The sequence below is a fragment of the Kitasatospora sp. NBC_01250 genome, from assembly GCF_036226465.1.
GTDB lineage: Bacteria > Actinomycetota > Actinomycetes > Streptomycetales > Streptomycetaceae > Kitasatospora.
On sequence record NZ_CP108476.1, the window covers coordinates 3,288,438 to 3,311,273 of the forward strand.

16 protein-coding genes and 3 rRNA genes are annotated in these 22,836 nt (G+C 68.7%); 6 read left to right on the forward strand and 13 right to left on the reverse strand.

The annotated features are described in order from the left end of the window. Nucleotides 1-6: 6 nt before the first annotated feature. On the reverse strand, nucleotides 7-399 hold the full coding sequence (gene dhaM, locus OG500_RS13290; protein ID WP_327066939.1) for a dihydroxyacetone kinase phosphoryl donor subunit DhaM: 393 nt from the start codon (nucleotides 397-399) through the stop codon (nucleotides 7-9). Between the two features lie 127 nt (nucleotides 400-526). Here dhaM and dhaK point away from each other — a divergent pair, with 127 nt between their 5' ends. Next, a complete protein-coding gene (gene dhaK / locus OG500_RS13295) occupies nucleotides 527-1,522 on the forward strand; it encodes a dihydroxyacetone kinase subunit DhaK (protein WP_329579998.1) in 996 nt (331 codons plus the stop codon). 89 nt (nucleotides 1,523-1,611) lie between these two features. After that, nucleotides 1,612-2,250 carry a dihydroxyacetone kinase subunit DhaL gene (gene dhaL / locus OG500_RS13300; RefSeq protein WP_327066941.1) on the forward strand — a complete coding sequence of 213 codons (639 nt, stop codon included), beginning with the start codon at nucleotides 1,612-1,614 and terminating at the stop codon, nucleotides 2,248-2,250. A gap of 30 nt (nucleotides 2,251-2,280) precedes the next feature. Here the strand turns inward: dhaL and OG500_RS13305 are convergent, their stop codons facing one another. Then, nucleotides 2,281-3,450 carry a PP2C family protein-serine/threonine phosphatase gene (locus OG500_RS13305; protein ID WP_329580001.1) on the reverse strand — a complete coding sequence of 390 codons (1,170 nt, stop codon included), beginning with the start codon at nucleotides 3,448-3,450 and terminating at the stop codon, nucleotides 2,281-2,283. A 270-nt stretch (nucleotides 3,451-3,720) separates the two neighbouring features. On the opposite strand from OG500_RS13305, the gene OG500_RS13310 reads away from it, so the two are divergent. Together OG500_RS13310 and OG500_RS13315 are read left to right on the forward strand one after the other, a co-directional pair. Beyond that, entirely contained in the window at nucleotides 3,721-3,939 is a 219-nt protein-coding gene (locus OG500_RS13310) for a heavy-metal-associated domain-containing protein (protein ID WP_327066943.1), read from the forward strand. 98 nt (nucleotides 3,940-4,037) lie between these two features. After that, nucleotides 4,038-6,308: a heavy metal translocating P-type ATPase gene (locus OG500_RS13315; RefSeq protein WP_329580004.1), complete on the forward strand. Its 2,271-nt coding sequence runs from the start codon at nucleotides 4,038-4,040 to the stop codon at nucleotides 6,306-6,308. A 51-nt stretch (nucleotides 6,309-6,359) separates the two neighbouring features. Here the strand turns inward: OG500_RS13315 and OG500_RS13320 are convergent, their stop codons facing one another. From OG500_RS13320 to recD2, 3 genes are all read right to left on the reverse strand, one after another. After that, nucleotides 6,360-7,079 (reverse strand): SDR family NAD(P)-dependent oxidoreductase, encoded by a 720-nt coding sequence (locus OG500_RS13320; RefSeq protein WP_327066945.1) that lies wholly within the window; start codon nucleotides 7,077-7,079, stop codon nucleotides 6,360-6,362. 506 nt (nucleotides 7,080-7,585) lie between these two features. Next, on the reverse strand, nucleotides 7,586-8,896 hold the full coding sequence (locus OG500_RS13325) for a citrate synthase (protein WP_376778505.1): 1,311 nt from the start codon (nucleotides 8,894-8,896) through the stop codon (nucleotides 7,586-7,588). A gap of 217 nt (nucleotides 8,897-9,113) precedes the next feature. Next, nucleotides 9,114-11,369: an SF1B family DNA helicase RecD2 gene (recD2, locus tag OG500_RS13330; RefSeq protein WP_327066946.1), complete on the reverse strand. Its 2,256-nt coding sequence runs from the start codon at nucleotides 11,367-11,369 to the stop codon at nucleotides 9,114-9,116. Between the two features lie 262 nt (nucleotides 11,370-11,631). Here recD2 and OG500_RS13335 point away from each other — a divergent pair, with 262 nt between their 5' ends. Then, entirely contained in the window at nucleotides 11,632-12,420 is a 789-nt protein-coding gene (locus OG500_RS13335) for a VOC family protein (RefSeq protein ID WP_329580012.1), read from the forward strand. 50 nt (nucleotides 12,421-12,470) lie between these two features. Here the strand turns inward: OG500_RS13335 and rrf are convergent. The 6 genes from rrf to OG500_RS13365 all read right to left on the reverse strand — a co-directional run bounded on the left by rrf (nucleotide 12,471) and on the right by OG500_RS13365 (nucleotide 20,052). Beyond that, nucleotides 12,471-12,587, reverse strand: a 5S ribosomal RNA gene (rrf, locus tag OG500_RS13340). An 87-nt stretch (nucleotides 12,588-12,674) separates the two neighbouring features. Then, nucleotides 12,675-15,794, reverse strand: a 23S ribosomal RNA gene (locus OG500_RS13345). A 277-nt stretch (nucleotides 15,795-16,071) separates the two neighbouring features. Next, nucleotides 16,072-17,592 (reverse strand): 16S ribosomal RNA (locus OG500_RS13350). Together the 16S, 23S and 5S rRNA genes form the textbook arrangement of a ribosomal RNA operon. Before the next feature lie 504 nt (nucleotides 17,593-18,096). Further along, entirely contained in the window at nucleotides 18,097-18,924 is an 828-nt protein-coding gene (locus tag OG500_RS13355) for a DUF3710 domain-containing protein (protein ID WP_327066948.1), read from the reverse strand. A gap of 91 nt (nucleotides 18,925-19,015) precedes the next feature. Beyond that, nucleotides 19,016-19,483 carry a dUTP diphosphatase gene (gene dut, locus OG500_RS13360; RefSeq protein ID WP_327066949.1) on the reverse strand — a complete coding sequence of 156 codons (468 nt, stop codon included), beginning with the start codon at nucleotides 19,481-19,483 and terminating at the stop codon, nucleotides 19,016-19,018. Next, nucleotides 19,480-20,052: a PaaI family thioesterase gene (locus OG500_RS13365; RefSeq protein ID WP_327071545.1), complete on the reverse strand. Its 573-nt coding sequence runs from the start codon at nucleotides 20,050-20,052 to the stop codon at nucleotides 19,480-19,482. Before OG500_RS13365 ends, dut begins: the two co-directional genes overlap by 4 nt. A 178-nt stretch (nucleotides 20,053-20,230) precedes the next feature. Between OG500_RS13365 and OG500_RS13370 the strand changes: the two genes are divergently transcribed. Further along, entirely contained in the window at nucleotides 20,231-20,668 is a 438-nt protein-coding gene (locus tag OG500_RS13370) for a DUF3093 domain-containing protein (RefSeq protein ID WP_327066950.1), read from the forward strand. Nucleotides 20,669-20,882: 214 nt separating this feature from the next. Here the strand turns inward: OG500_RS13370 and OG500_RS13375 are convergent, their stop codons facing one another. Together OG500_RS13375 and OG500_RS13380 are read right to left on the reverse strand one after the other, a co-directional pair. Continuing rightward, nucleotides 20,883-21,179, reverse strand: coding sequence for a DUF4193 domain-containing protein (locus OG500_RS13375; RefSeq protein ID WP_327066951.1), 297 nt, complete (start codon nucleotides 21,177-21,179; stop codon nucleotides 20,883-20,885). A 588-nt stretch (nucleotides 21,180-21,767) separates the two neighbouring features. Then, nucleotides 21,768-22,751: an acyl-ACP desaturase gene (locus OG500_RS13380; RefSeq protein WP_327066952.1), complete on the reverse strand. Its 984-nt coding sequence runs from the start codon at nucleotides 22,749-22,751 to the stop codon at nucleotides 21,768-21,770. Nucleotides 22,752-22,836 lie beyond the last annotated feature (85 nt).

Consider the following 22,836-nt stretch of genomic DNA (forward strand, 5'->3'; position numbering starts at 1 on the left):
TGCCCGTCAGAACTTGTGCGCCTGCCAGGCCTCCTGCGCCGAGCGGACCACCTCGGCCAGCGCGGCCCCGGTCGAGGCCGTGACCACCGCGGCCACCGCCCCCTCCACGAACGGCGCATCCACCAGCACCAGCTCCGCCCGCTCCAGGTCGGCCAGCACGGCCCGGGCGGTCAGCACCGAGCTGCCGAGGTCCGGCAGCAGCACCACCCCCGCGCCACCGTCCACCTTGCGCACGCTCTCGGCGATCAGCTCGTAGCTGGTCCCGATCCCGCCGTCCTCGGTCCCGGCCGCCACCTCCACCGCCACCGAGCCCCCGCCCAGTTGCTCCACCAGCTCGCGCACCCCCGCGCCCAGCAGCGGACTGTGCGACACCAGGACGATTCCCACCGAGCTCCTCATGCCGACCGAGCCTAGACCGACCGTGCCGGGCCCGCCACGCCACGTCCTGGCGAACGTCTGAGGAACCCTCCCCGGGTGGCGTAGGTTCGGAGGCGAGCCGGTCCAATCGCCCCCACCGGAGACACCGATGAAGAAGCTGATCAACACCCCCGAGTCCGTGCTCGACGACACCCTGGCCGGAATCGCCGCCGCCCACCCGGAGTTGACGGTGGACCGGGCGAACCGGGTGATCCACCGGGCCGACGCACCCCGGCCCGGCAAGGTCGCCGTGATCTCCGGCGGCGGCTCGGGCCACGAGCCGCTGCACGGCGGATTCGTCGGCCCCGGCATGCTGGACGCGGCCTGCCCCGGCGAGGTGTTCACCTCCCCGGTGCCCGACCAGCTGCTGGCCGCCGTCCACGCCACCGACGGCGGTGCCGGGGTGGTCTTCGTGGTGAAGAACTACACCGGCGACGTCATGAACTTCTCGCTCGCCGCCGAACTGGCCGCCGAGGAGGGCACCGAGGTCCGCACCGTGCTGGTCGACGACGACGTCGCCGTGCAGGACTCCACCTACACCGCCGGGCGGCGCGGCACCGGCGCCACCGTGGTGGTCGAGAAGGTGACCGGCGCCCTGGCCGAGCGCGGCGCCAAGGCGGCCGAGGTCGCCTCGATGGGCGAGCGCGCGGTGGCCGCCTCGCGCTCCTTCGCGGTGGCGCTGACCGCCGCCACCGTGCCGGCCGCCGGGCGCCCCGGCTTCGAGCTGCCCGAGGACGAGATCGAGGTCGGCGTCGGCATCCACGGTGAGCCGGGACGCCGCCGCGCGCCGCTGCGTCCGGCCGCCGAGCTTGTCGCCGAGGTGGTGGAGACCATCCTCGCCGACCACACCCTGACCGCCGGCGACGAGGTGATCGCCCTGGTCAACGGCCTCGGCGCGACCCCGCTGCTGGAGCTGTACATCGTCTACGCCGAGGTGGCCGCCCGGCTGGCCGAGCGCGGCATCACCATCGTGCGCAACCTGGTCGGCAACTACGTCACCAGCCTGGACATGGCCGGCTTCTCGCTCACCCTCACCAAGGTCGACCCCGACCTCCTGGAGCTGTGGGACGCCCCCGTGCGCACCGCGGCCCTGCGCCGCGACTGACCGGCCGCCCCGCTGCCAGGAGCACCACCGCCCGGACCACCCCCCGCCCCGACGCCCGCCCGGACCCGAGCCCTTCGAGGAAAGCCCGCATGCGCAACGACCTGGACCGCGAACTCGCGCTCGGCTGGCTGCGCGCCGCAGCCGCCGCCATCGACCGGCAGCACGAGGAACTCACCGCGCTGGACGCGGCGATCGGCGACGGCGACCACGGCAGCAACCTGCGGCGCGGCTTCGCCGCCGTGACCGCCGCCGTGGACGCGCTGGATGCCGACGCCACGCCCGGCACCGTGCTCGGCAAGGCCGGCAGCACGCTGATCTCCAAGGTCGGCGGCGCCTCCGGGCCGCTCTACGGCACCGCGCTGCGCGTCGCGGGGGCGGCCCTGCCGGCGCCGAGCGCGGACCTGACCGCTCTGGCCGAGGCCCTGCGGGCCGGGCTGGGCGCGGTGCAGAAGCTGGGTGGCGCCGCGGTCGGCGACAAGACCATGGTCGACGCCTTCGAACCGGGCGTGGCCGCCCTGGAGCGCGCCGCCTTCGACGGCTTCACGCTGCGCGAGGCGAGCGCGCTGGCTGCCGAGGCCGCCGAGGCGGGCGCCCGGGCCACCACCCCGTTGCAGGCCCGCAAGGGCCGCGCCTCCTACCTGGGCCCGCGCAGCATCGGCCACCAGGACCCGGGCGCCACCTCCACCGCGCTGATCTTCCGCGCCCTGGCCGAGGCCGTCACCGCCTGACCACCGCCTGCCCCGGCCGCGTGCTGCCGGTCAGTCGATCCGGCTGACCAGCAGCAGCAGCGCGTCGTCGTTGAGTTCGCCGCCGGTGTGCGCGAGCAGGTCGGCGTACAGCCGCCCGACCGCGTCGTCCAGCTCGGAGACCGAGCCGCCGGCCCCCGCGACCAGCGCGCCGACCCGCTGGTCCAGCGGATAGAACTCCCCGCTCCCCTTGCGCCTGGCCTCCACCACGCCGTCGGTGCAGAGCACCAGCACGTCCCCGGCGCCGAACCGCTGGTCCCAGCTCTGCGGTTGGCCCGGGGCCAGGCGACCGAGCCCGAGCGGCACCCACGGATCGGGGGCCTCCAGCACCGTCACCGAGCCGTCCGCGCCCACCCACAGCGGCGGCACGTGCCCGTACTGCAGCAGCTCCATCGCCCCGCCGCCGCGCACCTCCACGAAGAGCGCGGTGGTGAACTCCCCGTCCGGCGCGTGCCGTTCGACGCTCGCCTCGATCCGGGCGGCCACCTGGCGCAGGCCCGGCTCGTCATAGGCGGCCTCCCGGAACGCGCCGAGCACCACGGCGGCCGTCTGCACGGCGTCCAGCCCCTTGCCGCGCACGTCGCCGACCACCGCGCGGGTGCCGTGCGGGGTGTCGAGCACCGAGTAGAGGTCGCCGCCGATCCGCGCCTCGTCGGCCGCCGAGGCGTAGCGCACCGCCAGCCGCAGCGGGCCGACCTCGGGCCCCGGCCGGCGCAGCAGCGCGCGCTGGGCCGCCTCGGCCACCGAGCTGACGGCGGCGAAGGCCGCCGCCCGGCGCATCCGGATCTCCGCGACATAGGCGCTGAACACGGTCAGTGCGGCATAGGTGATCATCGAGCCGAACAGGAAGCGCTGGTCGTGCACGGCGGTGACCTGGTCGTAGTGGTTGAGCCCGATCAGCGCCACCAGGCCCACGGCGCAGACCCCGAGCACGCCGATCGCCGACAGGGTGAGCGCGGCGACCGAGGGCACCACCGTCATCAGCGGGGCCAGGTAACGCTCCCGCCCGGTGGACAGGTCCGCGATGCAGACGCCGACGATGGCCAGCAGCGCCGGCGTGGCCCGCCGCCGCCAGGACAGGTCCCGCAGGTCGACGGCGGCCAGCGCGCTCCGCCGACGCGCCCGGGGCAACCCCTTGAGGTCGGGGGCCAGCAGCGGGCTGGGGCGGCGGAAGCTGAGCACCCGCCGAACATTACGGACATTGCGCCCGGACGCCCACCTTCGCGTCCCTCGATCGGCGGGCGGGCGGACCGGAGCGCAGCCCGTCCGGGGGAGCGCGAGCGGCGGAGAGCGACGCCTGGTACCAGTGGGGCTACTGTCGGTCGTCGGACCATGGCGACCGTCTCACCGCGTCAGGCGTCCACCCTCCCCCTGGAATACCCCTAGGGGGTATCGTGTTCTCGACAGTACGGCGCGCCGTCCCCGGCGCCCCTCACCCTTTTGGAGGCTGCGATGTCCAACACCGTCACCTACACCGTCACCGGCATGAGCTGCGGCCACTGCGAGAAGTCGGTCAGTGCCGAACTCGCCGCTCTGCAGGGTGTCACCGAGGTGGCCGCCGACGCCAAGGCCGGCACCGTCACCGTCTCCTCCGAGCAGCCCCTGGAGGTGGCCGACGTGCGCGCCGCCATCGACGAGGCAGGCTACGAGCTGGTCGGCCCCGCGGCCTGAGGCCACGCGCCGTCAGGCCGCCCGCGGGGGTCGGGGCCGGACCGGCCCCGGCACCCCCGCCCCTCCCCCTCCTCGAAGGTCCCGAAGGAGCCCGCACGATGAGCACCGCCATCTCCGCCCCCGTCGGCACGAGCGACCGCGTCGAGCTCGCGATCGGCGGCATGACCTGCGCCTCCTGCGCGGCGAGGATCGAGAAGAAGCTCAACCGGATGGACGGCGTCGCGGCCAGCGTCAACTTCGCCACCGAGAAGGCCCGGGTCGACTTCGGACCCGGCGTCAGCGTGGCCGACCTGATCGCCACCGTCGAGCGCACCGGCTACACCGCCGAACTCCCCGCGCCGCCACCCGCCCCCAGCGCCCCCGACGCCCCGGCCACCGGCACCGCGGCAGCCGCGGCCGGCGACCCGCAGCGCGACCGGCTGCTGCTCAGCGCCGTGCTCACCCTCCCGGTGATCCTGCTCTCGATGGTCCCGGCCCTGCAGTTCACCAACTGGCAGTGGCTGGCCTTCGCGCTCACCGGCCCGGTGGTGGCCTACGGCGGCCGGCCCTTCCACCAGGCGGCCTGGACCAACCTGCGCCACGGCGCGGCCACCATGGACACCCTGGTCTCGCTCGGCACCCTGGCGGCCTTCGGCTGGTCGACCTGGGCGCTGTTCCTGGGCGACGCGGGCCACCCGGGGATGAAGCACGAGTTCACCCTCTCGATAACCCGCGGTGACGCCGGCTCGGCCCTCTACCTGGAGACCGCCGCCGCCGTCACCACCCTGATCCTGCTCGGCCGCTGGCTGGAGGCCCGCTCCAAGCGCCGGGCCGGGGCCGCCCTGCACGCCCTGCTCGACCTGGGGGCCAAGGACGTGGCGGTGCTGCGCGAGGGCCGCGAGATCCGCGTCCCGGTGGCCGAACTGACCGTCGGCACCCGTTTCGTGGTCCGCCCGGGCGAGAAGATCGCCACCGACGGCGTGGTCGTCGAGGGCAGCTCCGCGGTGGACGCCTCGATGCTGACCGGCGAGTCCGTCCCGGTCGAGGTCGCCGTCGGCGACCAGGTCACCGGCGCCACCGTCAACGCGGGCGGGCGGCTGGTGGTCGAGGCCCGCCGGATCGGCGCGGACACCCAGCTCGCCCGGATGGCCGAGCTCGTCCAGCAGGCGCAGAACGGCAAGGCCGCCGCCCAGCGGCTGGCCGACCGGATCTCCGCGGTCTTCGTGCCGGTGGTGATCCTGATCGCGCTGGGCACCCTGATCGGCTGGCTGCTGGCCACCGGCAGCGCCACCGAGGCCTTCACCGCGGCCGTCGCCGTGCTGATCATCGCCTGCCCCTGCGCCCTGGGCCTGGCCACCCCGACCGCGCTGCTGGTCGGCACCGGGCGCGGCGCCCAGCTGGGCATCCTGATCAAGGGCCCCGAGGTGCTGGAGACCACCCGCCGGGTGGACACCATCGTGCTCGACAAGACCGGCACCGTCACCACCGGCGCGATGGCGCTGACCGCGGTGCACACCGCTTCGGGCGTCTCCCGCGAGCAGGCGCTGCGCCTGGCCGGTGCCCTGGAGCACGCCTCCGAGCACCCGATCGCCCGGGCCATCGCCGCCGCGGCCGCCGCCGAGCTGGGCCCGCTGCCCGCCGTCGAGGGCTTCGCGAACCTGCCGGGCCTGGGCGTGCAGGGCGTGGTGGACGGGCACGCGGTGCTCGCCGGGCGCCCGAGCCTGCTGGCCGACCGGGCACAGCCGCTGCCCGCCGAGCTGGCCGCGGCCCGGGCCGCCGCCGAGGCCGCCGGGCGCAGCACCGTCGCGATCGGCTGGGACGGGGCCGCCCGCGCGCTGCTGGTGGTCGCCGACACCGTCAAGCCCACCAGTGCGGCGGCGGTGCGCGAGCTGCGCGCCCTCGGCCTGCGGCCGGTGCTGCTGACCGGCGACCACGGCGCGGTGGCCCGCGCGGTGGCCGCCGAGGTCGGCATCGAGCCGGCCGACGTGATCGCCGAGGTGCTGCCCGAGGCCAAGGTCGCGGTGATCAAGCGGCTGCAGGGCGAGGGGCGGTCGGTGGCGATGGTCGGCGACGGCGTCAACGACGCCGCCGCGCTCGCCCAGGCCGACCTGGGCCTGGCCATGGGCACCGGCACCGACGCGGCGATCGAGGCCGGGGACCTGACCCTGGTCCGCGGCGACCTGCGGGTGGCGGCCGACGCGATCCGGCTCTCCCGGCGGACCCTGGGCACCATCAAGGGCAACCTGTTCTGGGCCTTCGCCTACAACGTGGCCGCCCTCCCGCTGGCCGCCACCGGCCTGCTCAACCCGGTGGTCGCCAGCGCCACGATGGCCTTCTCCTCGGTCTTCGTGGTCAGCAACAGCCTGCGGCTGCGCCGCTTCGGCGCCTGACCCCCGCGCCCGCGGCGGGTTCCCGGGGCCTGTCCGGCGGACGCCGGGCCGTCAGCGCCCGAGGAGCTCGCCGCCGTTGCAGTGCAGGATCTCGCCGGTGATGAAGCCGGCCTCGGGCGAGGCCAGGAAGTGCACGGCGGCGGCCACCTCGCCGGTCTCCCCGATCCGCCCCAGCAGCGTGCGGGCGGCCCGCCGGGAGACCTCGGCCTCGTCCAGCCGCGGCCCGAAGAACTCGGTGCCGGCCACCGTGCCGGGCGCCACCAGGTTGGCGGTGATCCCGGAGGGGCCGAGCTGGGCGGCCAGGAAGTGGTTCCAGGCGTGCAGCGAGGCCTTGGCTGCCCCGTAGGAGCCGGCCCCGCGCAGCGCGGCGATCGAGCTGATCGTGATCACCCGGCCCTCGCCCGGGGTGAGCCGGTCGCGGACCGACTCGGTGAGCAGCACGGCGGTCAGCACATTGCGCTCGAAGTCGCCGCGCCAGCGGGCCAACAGCGCGTGCGGGCCGGCCCCGAAGCCGGTCTCCCGGCTGCCGGCATTGTTGACCAGGACGTCGATCCGGGCCGGCAGCCTGGTCAGCGCCGCCTCCACCTCGTCCGGGTCGGCCAGGTCGCAGACCAGCGGGGTGACGGTGGGGCCGAGCCGTTCGGCCGCCGCCTCCAGCACCGCGCGGCGCCGCCCGACGATCACCACCGCGTCGCCGGCGTCGGCGAACCGCCGGGCGATCTCGAGGCCGATTCCGGTGCCACCACCCGTGACGACAACGTTCCTGGCCATCTGTGTCTCTCCCGCCCTGTCCGTACCGGAATGCCACGATTCCTATCACGCTGGGTTGCCATCACTGCGGGGAGGGTGACGCCGAGCGCCCGAAGTCATGTGGTATGGGCGGGTGAAGCAGGGGGCGCGGAACGCAGCGAGAGGCAACTCACACCCCCCGGACGTAACTTTGCCGACCCAGATACGTCTTACCTTGGTGAGTGCGGCTGTACGACCGTGGAACGGCACCGCGCGTCCCGCCTCCCCCCGGGGAGGGGCGCGCGCCCGCGGTCGGCACACCGCCAAAGGGGTCCCGGCGGGCCCCGGGAAGACCGTCGCCTCGGCGGTGGTCGGCGCGCACGGCGCCGGGCAGTGGGGTGACCGGGAACGCTTTGAGCGGCCGTTCCCGGCCTTGTCCACTCCCCGGTCGCCGTGCGTTGTTGTTCCGGCCCCTGCTCGGCGGCCGGGTACGCCGAAGGCCCCGCAGCGGTGCTGCGAGGCCTTCGAGGTGCGGTGCGGGAGAGGGCTCAGCGCTTGTCGAGCGCGACGTAGTCCCGGATCGCGGTGCCGGTGTAGATCTGGCGCGGACGGCCGATCCGGCTGGTCGGGTCGTTGATCATCTCGTGCCAGTGGGCGATCCAGCCCGGCAGCCGGCCGAGCGCGAACAGCACGGTGAACATGCTGGTCGGGAAGCCCATCGCGCGGTAGATCAGGCCGGTGTAGAAGTCGACGTTCGGGTACAGCTTGCGGGAGATGAAGAAGTCGTCGCTGAGCGCGTGCTCCTCCAGCTTGAGCGCGATCTCCAGCAGCTCGTCCGACTTGCCCAGCTGGGCCAGCACGTCGTGCGCCAGGCCCTTGACCAGCGCGGCGCGCGGGTCGAAGGCCTTGTACACGCGGTGGCCGAAGCCCATCAGCTTGACGCCGTCCTCGCGGTTCTTCACCTTGCGGATGAAGGCGTCGACGTCGCCGCCGTCCTTCTGGATCTGCTCCAGCATCTCCAGCACGGCCTGGTTGGCGCCGCCGTGCAGCGGGCCCCAGAGCGCCGAGATGCCGGCCGAGATCGAGGCGAACTGGTTGGCGTGGCTGGAACCGACCAGGCGCACCGTGGAGGTGGAGCAGTTCTGCTCGTGGTCGGCGTGCAGGATGAAGAGCTTGTCCAGCGCGTTGACGATCACCGGGTTGAGCTCGTAGTCCTGGGCGGGGACCGCGAAGGTCATCCGCAGGAAGTTCTCGACGTAGCTCAGGTCGTTGCGCGGGTAGACGAACGGCTGGCCGACCGACTTCTTGTACGCGTAGGCCGCGATGGTCGGCAGCTTGGCGAGCAGGCGCACGGTCGACAGGTGGCGCTGGGCCGCGTCGAACGGGTTGTGGCTGTCCTGGTAGAAGGTCGACAGCGCACCGACCACCGAGGAGAGCATCGCCATCGGGTGCGCGTCCCGGGGGAAGCCCTGGTAGAAGCGCTTGACGTCCTCGTGCAGCAGGGTGTGCTGGGTGATCTCGCTGTTGAACTCCGCCAGCTGGTCGGCGGTGGGCAGCTCACCGTTGATCAGGAGGTACGCGGTCTCGATGAAGCTGCCCTTCTCGGCCAGCTGCTCGATCGGGAAGCCGCGGTAGCGGAGGATGCCGTTGTCGCCGTCCACGAAGGTGATCGCGGACTTGTAGGCAGCGGTGTTGCCGAAGCCGTTGTCCAGGGTGACCAGGCCGGTCTGCGGGAGCAGCTTCGAGATGTCGAAGCCGGAGTTCCCTGCAGTGCTCTCGACGACGGGGTACTCGTACTCGCCGCCCTGGTACCGCAGTACTACAGATTCCTGACTGTTCTCGCTCACGCGCTTCCTCACCTACGAAATGAAAATCCGCTTCCCAAGGTGCCCTGCCCGTCCACCCTCCCCCATCCGGAGGACGACCGCGCACCCGGGGTGGCCCAAAAGAGCCCTGTACTACAAGAACCGATGCTCCCGCCCATACGAACCGGACAAGATCGTGACAAGACTAGGCTGGTCCATCAATTTCTTCACGTCAAGATACCCCCGCAGGAGCCCTTGACCCCATTCGCCCTCAGCCGGCCAGCCGGTGATCGAGTGCCGAGTGGCGCCGCCCCGCGCTCACCGTGCGCACCGCCTGCCCGATCGCCTTGCGCGAGCCCACCAGCACCACCAGCTTCTTCGCCCGGGTGACCGCCGTGTAGAGCAGGTTGCGCTGCAGCATCGTCCAGGCCGAGGTGGTGACCGGAATCACCACCGCCGGATACTCGCTGCCCTGTGAACGGTGGATCGTGACGGCGTAGGCGTGCTGCAGCTCGTCGAGCTCGTCGAAGTCGTACGGCACCTCCTCGTCCTCGTCGGTCAGCACGGTCAGGCGCTGGTCCTCCACGCTCAGTGCGGTCACCACGCCGACCGTTCCGTTGAAGACGCCGTTCTGGCCCTTCTCGTAGTTGTTGCGGATCTGGGTCACCTTGTCGCCGACCCGGAAGGTCCGCCCACCGAAGCGCTTCTCGGCCAGCCCCTCCCGGCCCGGGGTGACCGCGGCCTGCAGCAGCGTGTTGAGGTTGCCCGCGCCGGCCGGTCCCCGGTGCATCGGGGCCAGCACCTGCACGTCCCGGCGCGGGTCCAGCCGGAACCGCTGCGGGATCCGGCGGGCCACCACGTCCACCACCAGGCCCGCCGCACGCTCGGTGTCGTCCTCCACGAAGAGGAAGAAGTCGGGCAGCCCCTCGGTCAGCGGCGGCTGCCCCTCGTTGATCCGGTGCGCGTTGACCACCACCCCCGACTGCTGGGCCTGGCGGAAGATCCGGGTCAGCCGGACCGAGGGGATCGGACTGCCGTCCGCCAGCATGTCGCGCAGCACCTCCCCCGCGCCCACCGAGGGCAGCTGGTCCACATCGCCCACGAAGAGCAGGTGAGCGCCGGGCGCCACCGCCTTCACCAGCTTGTTCGCCAGGATCAGGTCCAGCATCGAGGCCTCGTCCACCACCACCAGGTCCGCGTCCAGCGGGCGGTCCCGGTCGTACGCCGCATCACCGCCCGGCCGAAGCTCCAACAGGCGGTGCACCGTGGAGGCCTGATGGCCGGTCAGCTCCGCCAGCCGCTTGGCCGCCCGCCCGGTCGGGGCGGCCAGCAGCACCTTGGCCCGCTTGGCCAGCGCGAGCGCGACGATCGACTTCACGGTGAACGACTTGCCGCAGCCAGGCCCCCCGGTCAGCACCGCGACCCTCTCGGTCAGCGCGAGCCGGACCGACTGCTCCTGCTCGGGCGCGAGCTCCGCCCCGGTGCGCTGGGCCAGCCAGGCCAGCGCCTTCGTCCAGTCCACGTCCGCGAAGCCGGGCATCCGGTCGGTCTCCGAACGCAGCAGCCGCAGCAGCTGGTTCGACAGCGAGATCTCGGCGCGGTGGAACGGCACCAGGTAGACGGCGACCACCGGCTCGCCGCCCTCGCCCGGCAGGCTCTCGCGGACCACCCCCTCCTCCGCCACCAGTTCGGCCAGGCACTCGATCACCAGGCCGACGTCCACCTGGAGGAGCTTGACCCCGTCGGCGATCAGCCGCTCCTCGGGCAGGTAGCAGTGCCCCTGGTCGCTGCTCTGCGACAGCGCGTACTGCAGCCCGGCCTTGACCCGCTCCGGGCTGTCGTGCGGGATCCCCACCGCCTGCGCGATCCGGTCGGCGGTCAGGAAGCCGATGCCCCACACGTCCGAGGCCAGCCGGTAGGGCTCGTTCTTCACCACCCCGATCGAACTGTCGCCGTACTTCTTGTAGATCCGCACGGCGAGCGAGGTGGAGACGCCCACCCCCTGGAGGAAGACCATCACCTCCTTGATCGCCTTCTGCTCCTCCCAGGCCGCGGCGATCATCTTGGTCCGCTTCGGCCCGAGCCCCGGGACCTCCACCAGCCGGCCCGGCTGTTCCTCGATCACGGTCAGCGTGTCGACGCCGAAGTGCTCCACGATCCGCTCGGCGAAGCGCGGCCCGATGCCCTTGATCAGTCCCGAGCCGAGGTAGCGCTGGATGCCCTGGACCGTGGCCGGCAGCACCGTGGTGTAGTTCTCGACCGTGAACTGCCGCCCGTACTGCGGGTGCGAACCCCACCGGCCGTGCAGCCGCAGCGACTCGCCCACCTGCGCGCCGAGGAGCGCGCCGACCACCGTCAGCAGGTCGTTGCCACCGCGCCCGGTGTCGACCCGGGCCACCGTGTAGCCGGTCTCCTCGTTGGCATAGGTGATCCGTTCCAGCACGCCCTCGACCTCGGCCAGCTGCCGCTGGGCCGGCACCTGGCCCGCCGCCTGCCCCTGCGCCGTCTGGGACCGCTGCCCGGCCATCCGGGGACCCCCTCATGCCACTGCCGGTGCCACTCGTCCGGTGTCACGTGTTCTGTGTCGAAGCCAAACCCTGCGTGAGGAACGCTACCCCGCCGCGGTGACACCCCGCCGACGCTCCGGGCCTGCCGGGTCCCGCGATTGTCACCGCCCGGTGCAAGGCCGACCATGAACGTGGAGGACCGATCCCGTCCTGCCCGGCCCAGGTTCGACCCCCCGTGGCCGCAGACCACCGCGCCGGGCCCGCAGAGAAGCGGAAAACACCATGCTGACCACCAGCTACATCCCTGGCGCCCCGAACTGGCTCGACCTCGGCAGCCCCGATCTCCAGGCCTCCGAGACCTTCTACACCAGCCTGCTCGGCTGGACCTTCGAATCCGCCGGCCCCAATGCGGGCGGCTACGGCTTCTTCCGTCTCGACGGGCGGACCGTCGGCGCACTCGGGCCGCTCACCGAGGAGGGCGCCCGCCCCGCCTGGACGCTCTACTTCAAGACCGACGACGCCGACCAGACCGGCAAGCTCGTCGAGCAGGCCGGCGGCGCGGTCCGGTTCGGCCCGTTCGACGTCTTCACCGACGGCCGGATGGCCGGTTACACCGACTCGACCGGCGCCCGCTTCGCCGTCTGGCAGCCCGGCGAGACCGCCGGCCTGGAGGCCGTCACCTCGGTCGGCACGCTCTGCTGGACCGAGTTGCACACCAGCGGCCCCGACGCGGCCAAGCGGTTCTACGCGAGCGTCTTCGACTGGCAGACGCAGGACGTCCCGTTCGGCGACTTCACCTACACCGTGGTCACCCCCACCGGCGGCGGCACGGACGCCAGTCAGGGCGGCATCGTCGGCCTGCTTCCCGAGGACAAGGCAGCCGGCGGCTCCTACTGGCTGCCGTACTTCGAGGTCGAGGACCCCGACGCCGTGATCGCCCGCACCCAGGAGCTCGGCGGCGCGGTGCGTGCCCCCGCGGTGGACGCCCCGGGCGTCGGTCGGCTCGCTCAGCTCGCCGACCCGCACGGAGCGGTCTTCTCGATCATCAAGAGCGTCCCCGCCGGCTCGTAAAACGCAAGAAAGCCCCCTTCCCGAAGGAAGGGGGCTTTCTTGGAATGATTGTTCGGCGGCGTCCTACTCTCCCACAGGGTCCCCCCTGCAGTACCATCGGCGCTGTGAGGCTTAGCTTCCGGGTTCGGAATGTAACCGGGCGTTTCCCTCACGCTATGACCACCGAAACACTATGAAACTGCCGACCGCAACCCGCCCGTTCTTTCCCTGGCGGGGGTCGTTGTTTCAGAACAACACAGTGGACGCGAGCAACTGAGGACAAGCCCTCGGCCTATTAGTACCGGTCAGCTCCACCCCTTACAGGGCTTCCACATCCGGCCTATCAACCCAGTCGTCTACTGGGAGCCTTACCCTCTCAAGGAGGTGGGAGTGCTCATCTCGAAGCAGGCTTCCCGCTTAGATGCTTTCAGCGGTTATCCCTCCCGAACGTAGCCAACCAGCCATGCCCTTGGCAGGACAACTGGCACACCAGAGGTTCGTCCGTCCCGGTCCTCTCGTACTAGGGACAGCCCTTCTCAACACTCCTACGCGCACAGCGGATAGGGACCGAACTGTCTCACGACGTTCTAAACCCAGCTCGCGTACCGCTTTAATGGGCGAACAGCCCAACCCTTGGGACCTACTCCAGCCCCAGGATGCGACGAGCCGACATCGAGGTGCCAAACCATCCCGTCGATATGGACTCTTGGGGAAGATCAGCCTGTTATCCCCGGGGTACCTTTTATCCGTTGAGCGACGGCGCTTCCACAAGCCACCGCCGGATCACTAGTCCCTGCTTTCGCACCTGCTCGACCCGTCGGTCTCACAGTCAAGCTCCCTTGTGCACTTACACTCAACACCTGATTGCCAACCAGGCTGAGGGAACCTTTGGGCGCCTCCGTTACTCTTTAGGAGGCAACCGCCCCAGTTAAACTACCCACCAGACACTGTCCCTGATCCGGATCACGGACCCAGGTTAGACATCCAGCACGACCAGAGTGGTATTTCAACGTCGACTCCACAACAACTGGCGTTGCCGCTTCAAAGTCTCCCACCTATCCTACACAAGCCGAACCGAACACCAATATCAAGCTATAGTAAAGGTCCCGGGGTCTTTCCGTCCTGCTGCGCGAAACGAGCATCTTTACTCGTAATGCAATTTCACCGGGCCTATGGTTGAGACAGTCGAGAAGTCGTTACGCCATTCGTGCAGGTCGGAACTTACCCGACAAGGAATTTCGCTACCTTAGGATGGTTATAGTTACCACCGCCGTTTACTGGCGCTTAAGTTCTCAGCTTCGCCCCGACGAATCAGAGCTAACCGGTCCCCTTAACGTTCCAGCACCGGGCAGGCGTCAGTCCGTATACATCGCCTTACGGCTTCGCACGGACCTGTGTTTTTAGTAAACAGTCGCTTCTCGCTGGTCTCTGCGGCCGGCCCCAGCTCGGGCAGCAAGTGCCTCCACCAGTTCCGGCCCCCCTTCTCCCGAAGTTACGGGGGCATTTTGCCGAGTTCCTTAACCATAGTTCACCCGAACGCCTCGGTATTCTCTACCTGACCACCTGAGTCGGTTTGGGGTACGGGCCGCCATGAAACTCGCTAGAGGCTTTTCTCGACAGCATAGGATCATCCACTTCACCACAATCGGCTCGGCATCAGGTCTCAGACTATGTGCAAGGCGGATTTGCCTACCTTGCGTCCTACACCCTTACCCCGGGACAACCACCGCCCGGGCTGGACTACCTTCCTGCGTCACCCCATCGCTCACCTAATACCCTGTTGGATCAGCGGCTCCACCACGTCCCATTGTCCGAAGACTCCGGGCCGGCTTCACGGCTTTAGCATTCAGAGGTTCAGCGTTGGCGCTTCAAAGCGGGTACGGGAATATCAACCCGTTGTCCATCGACTACGCCTGTCGGCCTCGCCTTAGGTCCCGACTTACCCTGGGCAGATCAGCTTGACCCAGGAACCCTTGGTCAATCGGCGCAAGAGTTTCCCACTCTTGTATCGCTACTCATGCCTGCATTCTCACTCGTATACCGTCCACGACTGGATTCCTCCGCCGCTTCACCCGGCACACGACGCTCCCCTACCCATCCACAGCGCCGTTGGGCGTATTCTGTGAATGACACGACTTCGGTGGTGTGCTTGAGCCCCGCTACATTGTCGGCGCGGAATCACTTGACCAGTGAGCTATTACGCACTCTTTCAAGGGTGGCTGCTTCTAAGCCAACCTCCTGGTTGTCTCTGCGACTCCACATCCTTTCCCACTTAGCACACGCTTAGGGACCTTAGTCGGTGTTCTGGGCTGTTTCCCTCTCGACCATGGAGCTTATCCCCCACAGTCTCACTGCCACGCTCTCACTTACCGGCATTCGGAGTTTGGCTAAGGTCAGTAACCCGGTAAGGCCCATCGCCTATCCAGTGCTCTACCTCCGGCAAGAAACACGTGACGCTGCACCTAAATGCATTTCGGGGAGAACCAGCTATCACGGAGTTTGATTGGCCTTTCACCCCTAACCACAGGTCATCCCCCAGGTTTTCAACCCTGGTGGGTTCGGTCCTCCACGCGGTCTTACCCGCGCTTCAACCTGCCCATGGCTAGATCACTCCGCTTCGGGTCTTGGGCATGCAACTCAACCGCCCTATTCGGACTCGCTTTCGCTACGGCTACCCCACACGGGTTAACCTCGCTACACACCGCAAACTCGCAGGCTCATTCTTCAAAAGGCACGCAGTCACGGCTGATCAGCAAGCTGACCAACGACGCTCCCACGGCTTGTAGGCACACGGTTTCAGGTACTATTTCACTCCGCTCCCGCGGTACTTTTCACCATTCCCTCACGGTACTATCCGCTATCGGTCACTAGGGAATATTTAGGCTTAGCGGGTGGTCCCGCCAGATTCACACGGAATTTCTCGGGCTCCGTGCTACTTGGGAGAAGCTCAAGTGAGCCGTACAAGTTTCGTCTACGGGGGTCTTACCCTCTACGCCGGACCTTTCGCATGTCCTTCGACTACCCATACGGTTTCTGACTCACCCGATCGCCGGCAGACGACCGAAGAACTTTCCCACGACCCCGAAGTGGCAACCCCTGCCGGGTCTCACACCACAACGGTTTAGCCTCATCCGGTTTCGCTCGCCACTACTCCCGGAATCACGGTTGTTTTCTCTTCCTGCGGGTACTGAGATGTTTCACTTCCCCGCGTTCCCTCCACATACCCTATGTGTTCAGGTATGGGTGACAGCCCATGACGACTGCCGGGTTTCCCCATTCGGACACCCCCGGATCAAAGCTCGGTTGACAGCTCCCCGGGGCCTATCGCGGCCTCCCACGTCCTTCATCGGTTCCTAGTGCCAAGGCATCCACCGTGCGCCCTTAAAAACTTGGCCACAGATGCTCGCGTCCACTGTGCAGTTCTCAAACAACGACCAGACACCCACCTACACAACCAAGCAAAAACCCGGCGTGTCCGTGAGACCGGCACTGAGACAACGATTACTCGTTCCCTCAGGACCCAACAACGTGCCCGACACACCAGATCACCCGAAACCGTTCCACGCCGAAGCAGTACTAGGAAACAACCAACCCTGTGTGCCGAATAGTCAACGTTCCACCCATGAGCAACCGTGCGAGACATTCGCTCGCATCCGGCCATGTGCTCCTTAGAAAGGAGGTGATCCAGCCGCACCTTCCGGTACGGCTACCTTGTTACGACTTCGTCCCAATCGCTGGTCCCACCTTCGACGGCTCCCTCCCAAGGGTTAGGCCACCGGCTTCGGGTGTTACCGACTTTCGTGACGTGACGGGCGGTGTGTACAAGGCCCGGGAACGTATTCACCGCAGCATGCTGATCTGCGATTACTAGCAACTCCAACTTCATGGGGTCGAGTTGCAGACCCCAATCCGAACTGAGGCCGGCTTTTGGGATTCGCTCCACCTCACGGTATCGCAGCCCTTTGTACCGACCATTGTAGCACGTGTGCAGCCCAAGACATAAGGGGCATGATGATTTGACGTCGTCCCCACCTTCCTCCGAGTTGACCCCGGCAGTCTCCTGTGAGTCCCCATCACCCCGAAAGGCATGCTGGCAACACAGAACAAGGGTTGCGCTCGTTGCGGGACTTAACCCAACATCTCACGACACGAGCTGACGACAACCATGCACCACCTGTATACCGACCACAAGGGGGCGACTATCTCTAGCCGTTTCCGGTATATGTCAAGCCTTGGTAAGGTTCTTCGCGTTGCGTCGAATTAAGCCACATGCTCCGCTGCTTGTGCGGGCCCCCGTCAATTCCTTTGAGTTTTAGCCTTGCGGCCGTACTCCCCAGGCGGGGAACTTAATGCGTTAGCTGCGGCACCGACGACGTGGAATGTCGCCAACACCTAGTTCCCAACGTTTACGGCGTGGACTACCAGGGTATCTAATCCTGTTCGCTCCCCACGCTTTCGCTCCTCAGCGTCAGTAATGGCCCAGAGATCCGCCTTCGCCACCGGTGTTCCTCCTGATATCTGCGCATTTCACCGCTACACCAGGAATTCCGATCTCCCCTACCACACTCTAGCCTGCCCGTATCGAATGCAGACCCGGGGTTAAGCCCCGGGCTTTCACATCCGACGCGACAGGCCGCCTACGAGCTCTTTACGCCCAATAATTCCGGACAACGCTCGCACCCTACGTATTACCGCGGCTGCTGGCACGTAGTTAGCCGGTGCTTCTTCTGCAGGTACCGTCACTTGCGCTTCTTCCCTGCTGAAAGAGGTTTACAACCCGAAGGCCGTCATCCCTCACGCGGCGTCGCTGCATCAGGCTTTCGCCCATTGTGCAATATTCCCCACTGCTGCCTCCCGTAGGAGTCTGGGCCGTGTCTCAGTCCCAGTGTGGCCGGTCGCCCTCTCAGGCCGGCTACCCGTCGTCGCCTTGGTAGGCCATTACCCCACCAACAAGCTGATAGGCCGCGGGCTCATCCTGCACCGCCGGAGCTTTCCACCAACCCCCATGCAGAGGAAGGTCGTATCCGGTATTAGACCCCGTTTCCAGGGCTTGTCCCAGAGTGCAGGGCAGATTGCCCACGTGTTACTCACCCGTTCGCCACTGATCCACCCCGAAGGGCTTCACCGTTCGACTTGCATGTGTTAAGCACGCCGCCAGCGTTCGTCCTGAGCCAGGATCAAACTCTCCGTGAATGTCTGCTCGTAATCGAGCAACACCCGCGTCGAGCGGCACGACAACCACCGGAATAGGGTGGCCTCGCGCACTGCGTCCTCGCTAGTGTTCTACTTCAAAAGGAATCTCCAACCCCAGTCCGAAGACCAAGGCCGGGGATGTCAACATATCTGGCGTTGACTTTTGGCACGCTGTTGAGTTCTCAAGGAACGGACGCTTCCTTCGCAGCCACTTCCGTGGCCCCTCCGGGCGCTTCGTTCTTTCGTGTTTCCAGCTTATCAGATCCGGCTCAGTGCCTTTTCCGCTTCGCTTTCCGCATTTCGCTTCCGGCCTTTCGGCTTTCGGCGCTCCCAGACTCTAGCAGAGTTTCTGTCTCGCGATTTTCACGCTCATCAGATTTACTCGCCGCCACATCACGTGGTCCGGGCAACTCGGAGAACCCTACGCACCGGCCTGCCGGGAGTCAAACCGGCCCCGGACAGCCGAGCTGTCCGGGGCCGGTCGATACGGCTGATGAACCCGCCTCAGCGGACCTCGGTGATCTCCGGGCCACGGGCGAACGGGCTCAGCGAGGCGTCACCGAAGCGCGAGGCCTCACCCTCCGGGGCGCCGACACCGCCGTCCGCCACCATCTGGGCGTCCTCGGGGAGCTTGAGCACGATCGGGTCGCGGGGCGCCATCGGAGCCTCGCCACGCACGACCACGGTCTGCCGGAACACCTGCTCCAGCACGTCCGCCGACTCGGGCTGCACCGCGGCCTGGCCGGAGATCACGCCGCGCAGGAACCAGCGCGGGCCGTCGCAGCCGACGAAGCGGACCAGCTGCACGCCCTGCGTGCCGTCCGGCAGCTGGACCGGGACCTGGGCCCGCAGGTGCCAGCCGAGCGGGCCCTCCTCCTCTTCGACGAGGCCGCCCTGGCTCCGGATGCCGGTCGCGATCTCGTCGCGGACCTCGCTCCAGATGCCCTCGGACTTCGGCGCGGCAAAGGCCTGGAGCTGGATGGCGCTGTTGCCGAGCACCAGGGTGGCGGCCACGATCGCGTCGCCGGCCACCTCGACCCGCAGCTCCATGCCCTCGACACCGGGGACCAGCAGACCGCCCAGGTCGACCCGACCCTCGTGCGGGCTCTCCAGCTCGGAGTCGTCCCAGGGACCATCGGGACGCGGGGCCGGCGGCAGACCGACACGGTCGGCCGGGTCCTCCTCCGTCTCCTCGACGGAGTCAACGTCGTTCGGCGTCTCGCTCTCGGAGTCGGCGGAACCTTCGACGTCATCGGCCGTCTCGTCGGCGCTGATGGCGTCCTCGGCGAGCTGCTCGACAGCGTCCTCGCTCTTGTGGCGACGACGGAACACGGTCACTGTCCTTCCCGGTCCAAGACCGATGCGAAATCCTGCTCGTACCTTTGGCTACCTGCTCGGCTGCGGCCTGCACGGCCGCGGCATGTTAAACCGCCGCGTGGCCACCAGTCGACCCGAACCCACCCTCGGCGCGTGCGGACCCCGGCAGTTCGGTCACCTCGTGGAAGCGAGCCTTCTCGACCTGCTGGATGACCAGCTGCGCGATCCGGTCCCCACGTCGGAAACTGACCCGCTCGCGCGGATCCAGGTTGACGACGATCACCTTGATCTCACCACGGTACCCGGCATCGACCGTCCCTGGGGCGTTCACGAGCGCAACTCCGCAACGAGCTGCCAGTCCGGAACGGGGGTGGACGAACGCGGCGTAGCCGTCGGGCAACGCGATGGCGATGCCGGTCGGGATCACCGTGCGCTCGCCCGGTTCGAGGTCGGCGTCGACGGCGGCGCACAGGTCCGCGCCGGCGTCGCCCGGCTGGGCATAGCTGGGCAGCGGCAGCTCGGGGTCGAGTCGCCGGATCAGGACCTCGACCGGCGGGCGGGCGGTGGAACTCACGGATTCACCTCAAAGGCTCTTGCTCGTTTGAACAGGTCGGGGTCGTCCAGGGCAGCCTTGATGTCCTGCGGACGACCGTGCGTGGTGAAGTGTTCCAGTTTCACCTGAACGAAGAGCGCCGCGGCCCGGATCGCGACCGGTCCCTCGGGTCCGCCGATACGTCCCTCGCCGGCGCAGTAGAGCTTGCGGCCGTGCACACCGGTCGCCCAGGCGCGGATGTGCAACCGCGAGTCGACGGGCACCGGGCGCACGAAGTCGGTCTCCAGCCGGCCCGTGACCGAGGCGGTGTGCAGGATCCAGTTGAGCGAGCCGAGGGTCTCGTCCATCGCCGTGGTCAGGATGCCGCCGTGGGCCAGGCCCGGGCCGCCCTGGTGCACCGCCTTGACGACGAACTCGGCGGTGACGTCCACTCCTTGGCCGGCGCGGACATCAATCTGCAGGCCGCTGGTCTGCTGCGGTCCGCACCCGAAGCAGTGCACATAGTGCGAGCCGAGCGGGGTGCCGGGTGCCGGCGCCTCGGGGTGACGGACCGCCGCCACGGCGTCGTCCGGCGCAGTGGTCGGCGTCAGGATTCTGTGGGGGCGCTCGGCAGGGTCCGCGGAGCCCTGCGGAGCCGGTGTGGGGGCAGTGGATCCAGTCACAGCGCCAGACCCTACCCGCCGGTAGTAACGGATGCGCCAGGCGATTCCGCCCCTTGGACCGGGGGGCCGTGCCGAGCTGGTTGGAACGGCACCCACAATGGGGGGCATGTACGACGAACGCCTCACCGCGCCCCGCTCCTGGTGGCTGCTGCCGGTCGCGGCCGGCCTGTCGATCGGCCTGATCCTGCTGCGCTACGGCCCGATGCCCGGACTGGTCGGTCTGGTGGCGGGACTCGTCGCCGCGGCCGTCGGACTCAGCTCGTACGGTTCCGCGCGGATCCGTGTGGTGCAGGGCTCGCTCGTGGCCGGCAAGGCCAGGATCCCGCTCGACGTGCTCGGCGAGGCGCGGCCGCTGGATGCCAAGGAGGCGGTGGCCTGGCGCTCGGCCAAGGCCGACCCGCGCGCCTTCATGCTGCTGCGCAGCTACGTACCGACCGCGCTGCGGGTGGAGGTCACCGATCCGGCCGACCCCACTCCCTACCTCTACCTGTCCACCCGCGATCCCGAGGCGCTGGCCGCCGCGATCGGCGCGGCCCGCTCCTGATCCTGCGCGGGCAGGCGGCACAGGCGGGGCAGCGCAGGAGTTGCACGAACGGCGATGGGGCGGTCCGTCATGACGGACCGCCCCATCGCCGTTCGTGCACTGCCGCCGAAGCGGTCCGCGTCCGACCGCCGCGGTGACCCGCTCCGACGGGGCGGGGTGCCCAGTCGGGGCCGGTCTGCCGCGGCACGATCGCCGGGCTCGGGCCGCGCGATCTTCAGGAGCAGTCCCTGCAGTAGGCCTGGCCGTTCTTCTCGCCGGCCAGCTGGCTGCGGTGGTGCACCAGGAAGCAGCTCATGCAGGTGAACTCGTCGGCCTGCCGGGGCAGCACCCGGACGGACAGCTCCTCGTTGGAAAGGTCCGCGCCGGGCAGCTCGAGACTCTCGGCGGAGTCGTCGTAGTCGACGTCGGCGGCGGTCGTCGACTTCTCGTTTCGACGAGCCTTGAGCTCCTCGATGCTGTCCTCGTTGATGTCGTCGTCGGTCTTGCGTGGGGTGTCGTAGTCCGTCGCCATGTTCGCTCTCCCCCTCTGGGTGTGTGCGGTATCTCCAGCGCACGTAACGCATGAGGGGCCGGTCTTGTGCCCGACCCGAGGCCGAGATTGTGCCTTACTTCAAGCCCTGTTACTCAATCGACACTCAGCGGCGAGCCCGGCCGGGCGGTCGGGGGCGCCTTCCCGGGGCTTGCGGACAGTGGCCACCGGCGGCCGACGGGCACTCACTGCCGAATACGGATGGTGATGGTACGCCTCGAAAACCCCGTGCGCCAGACCGGCTTGACCCAGGTGGGGCCGTACTTTCCGGCCGATCGCACGGGAGTGCGATCCACCGATTCCAACTACCCAGTGCAATGATCAACCCCGATCGTCTGATCACTCAGAGAGATCATCCGAACGAGTGCGGACCACTGATGTGACGTTGGTCACGGGGGAGAATTTTTTGGCCAAAAGCGCCGCAAACCGCCCACCGTCCGAGCGCCCCGGTACGACCCAATCCCGGGCTTCGGGTCTTTCCGTCCGCCCACGATCGGCCCCCGCAGAGCCGTGGCCCGCGTCCGCGCCACCGTGGGCGCGGACGCGGGCCACGGGCCGCCCCGACTCCGCTCAGCCGGCCGCCCGGCGCTCCGCGGCCTCGGCCCGGCGGGCCAGCAGCGCGGCCTGGCGCTCGTCGAACCGGGTGGCCTGGGTGTCCAGCCCGTCGAGGTAGAGACCGAGCTCCTGCTGGGCCTGCAGGCCCGCCGGGCCGAGGCCGCCCAGCTCCATCACCTTGAGGTGCCGCAGCACCGGCTGGAGCACGTCGTCGTGGTGGATCCGCAGGTTGTAGATGCCGCCGATGGCGATCTGCGCGGCCGCGCGCTCGAAGCCGGACATGCCGTGGCCGGGCATCCGGAAGTCGGTCACCACGTCGCGGATGGCCTGCAGGGCCAGGTCCGGGGCCAGGTCCAGCGCCGCCTTGAGCAGGTTGCGGTAGAAGACCATGTGCAGGTTCTCGTCGTTGGCGATCTTCGCCAGCAGCTGCTCGCAGAGCGGGTCGCCGGCGTAGTGGCCGGTGTTGCGGTGCGAGATCCGGGTGGCGAGCTCCTGGAAGGCCACGTAGGCCACCGAGTGCAGCATGCTGTGCGCGTTGTCGGACTCGAAGCCGGCCGACATGTGCTCCATCCGGGAGCGCTCCAGAGCCACCGGGTCCACCGCCCGGGTGGCCAGCAGGTAGTCCCGGAGCGCTATGCCGTGCCGGCCCTCCTCGGCCGTCCAGCGGTGCACCCAGGTCCCCCAGGCGCCCTCGCGGCCGAACATGGAGGCGATCTCGTGGTGGTAGCTGGGGAGGTTGTCCTCGGTCAGCAGGTTGACGACCAGCGAGACCCGGCCGAGCGGGGTCACCTTGGACTGGCCGACCTCCCAGGCCTCGCCGCCGAGCACGCCGTCGAAGTCCCGCCCCTGGCTCCACGGGATGTACTCGTGCGGCATCCACTCCTTGGCGACCTTCAGGTGGCGGTTGAGCTCGGTCTCGACCACCTCTTCCAGAGCGAGGATCAGCCGGGCATCGGTCCAGGCGGTCGAGCCGGTGCGCTGGGCGGGGGCGATGGTCACGACGGGGGCTCCTGAGGGAGGGGACTTACGGACGCGTCACTTACGCAAGCGTAGGTTACGACACCGTAAGTTGTCGGAGCCGGAT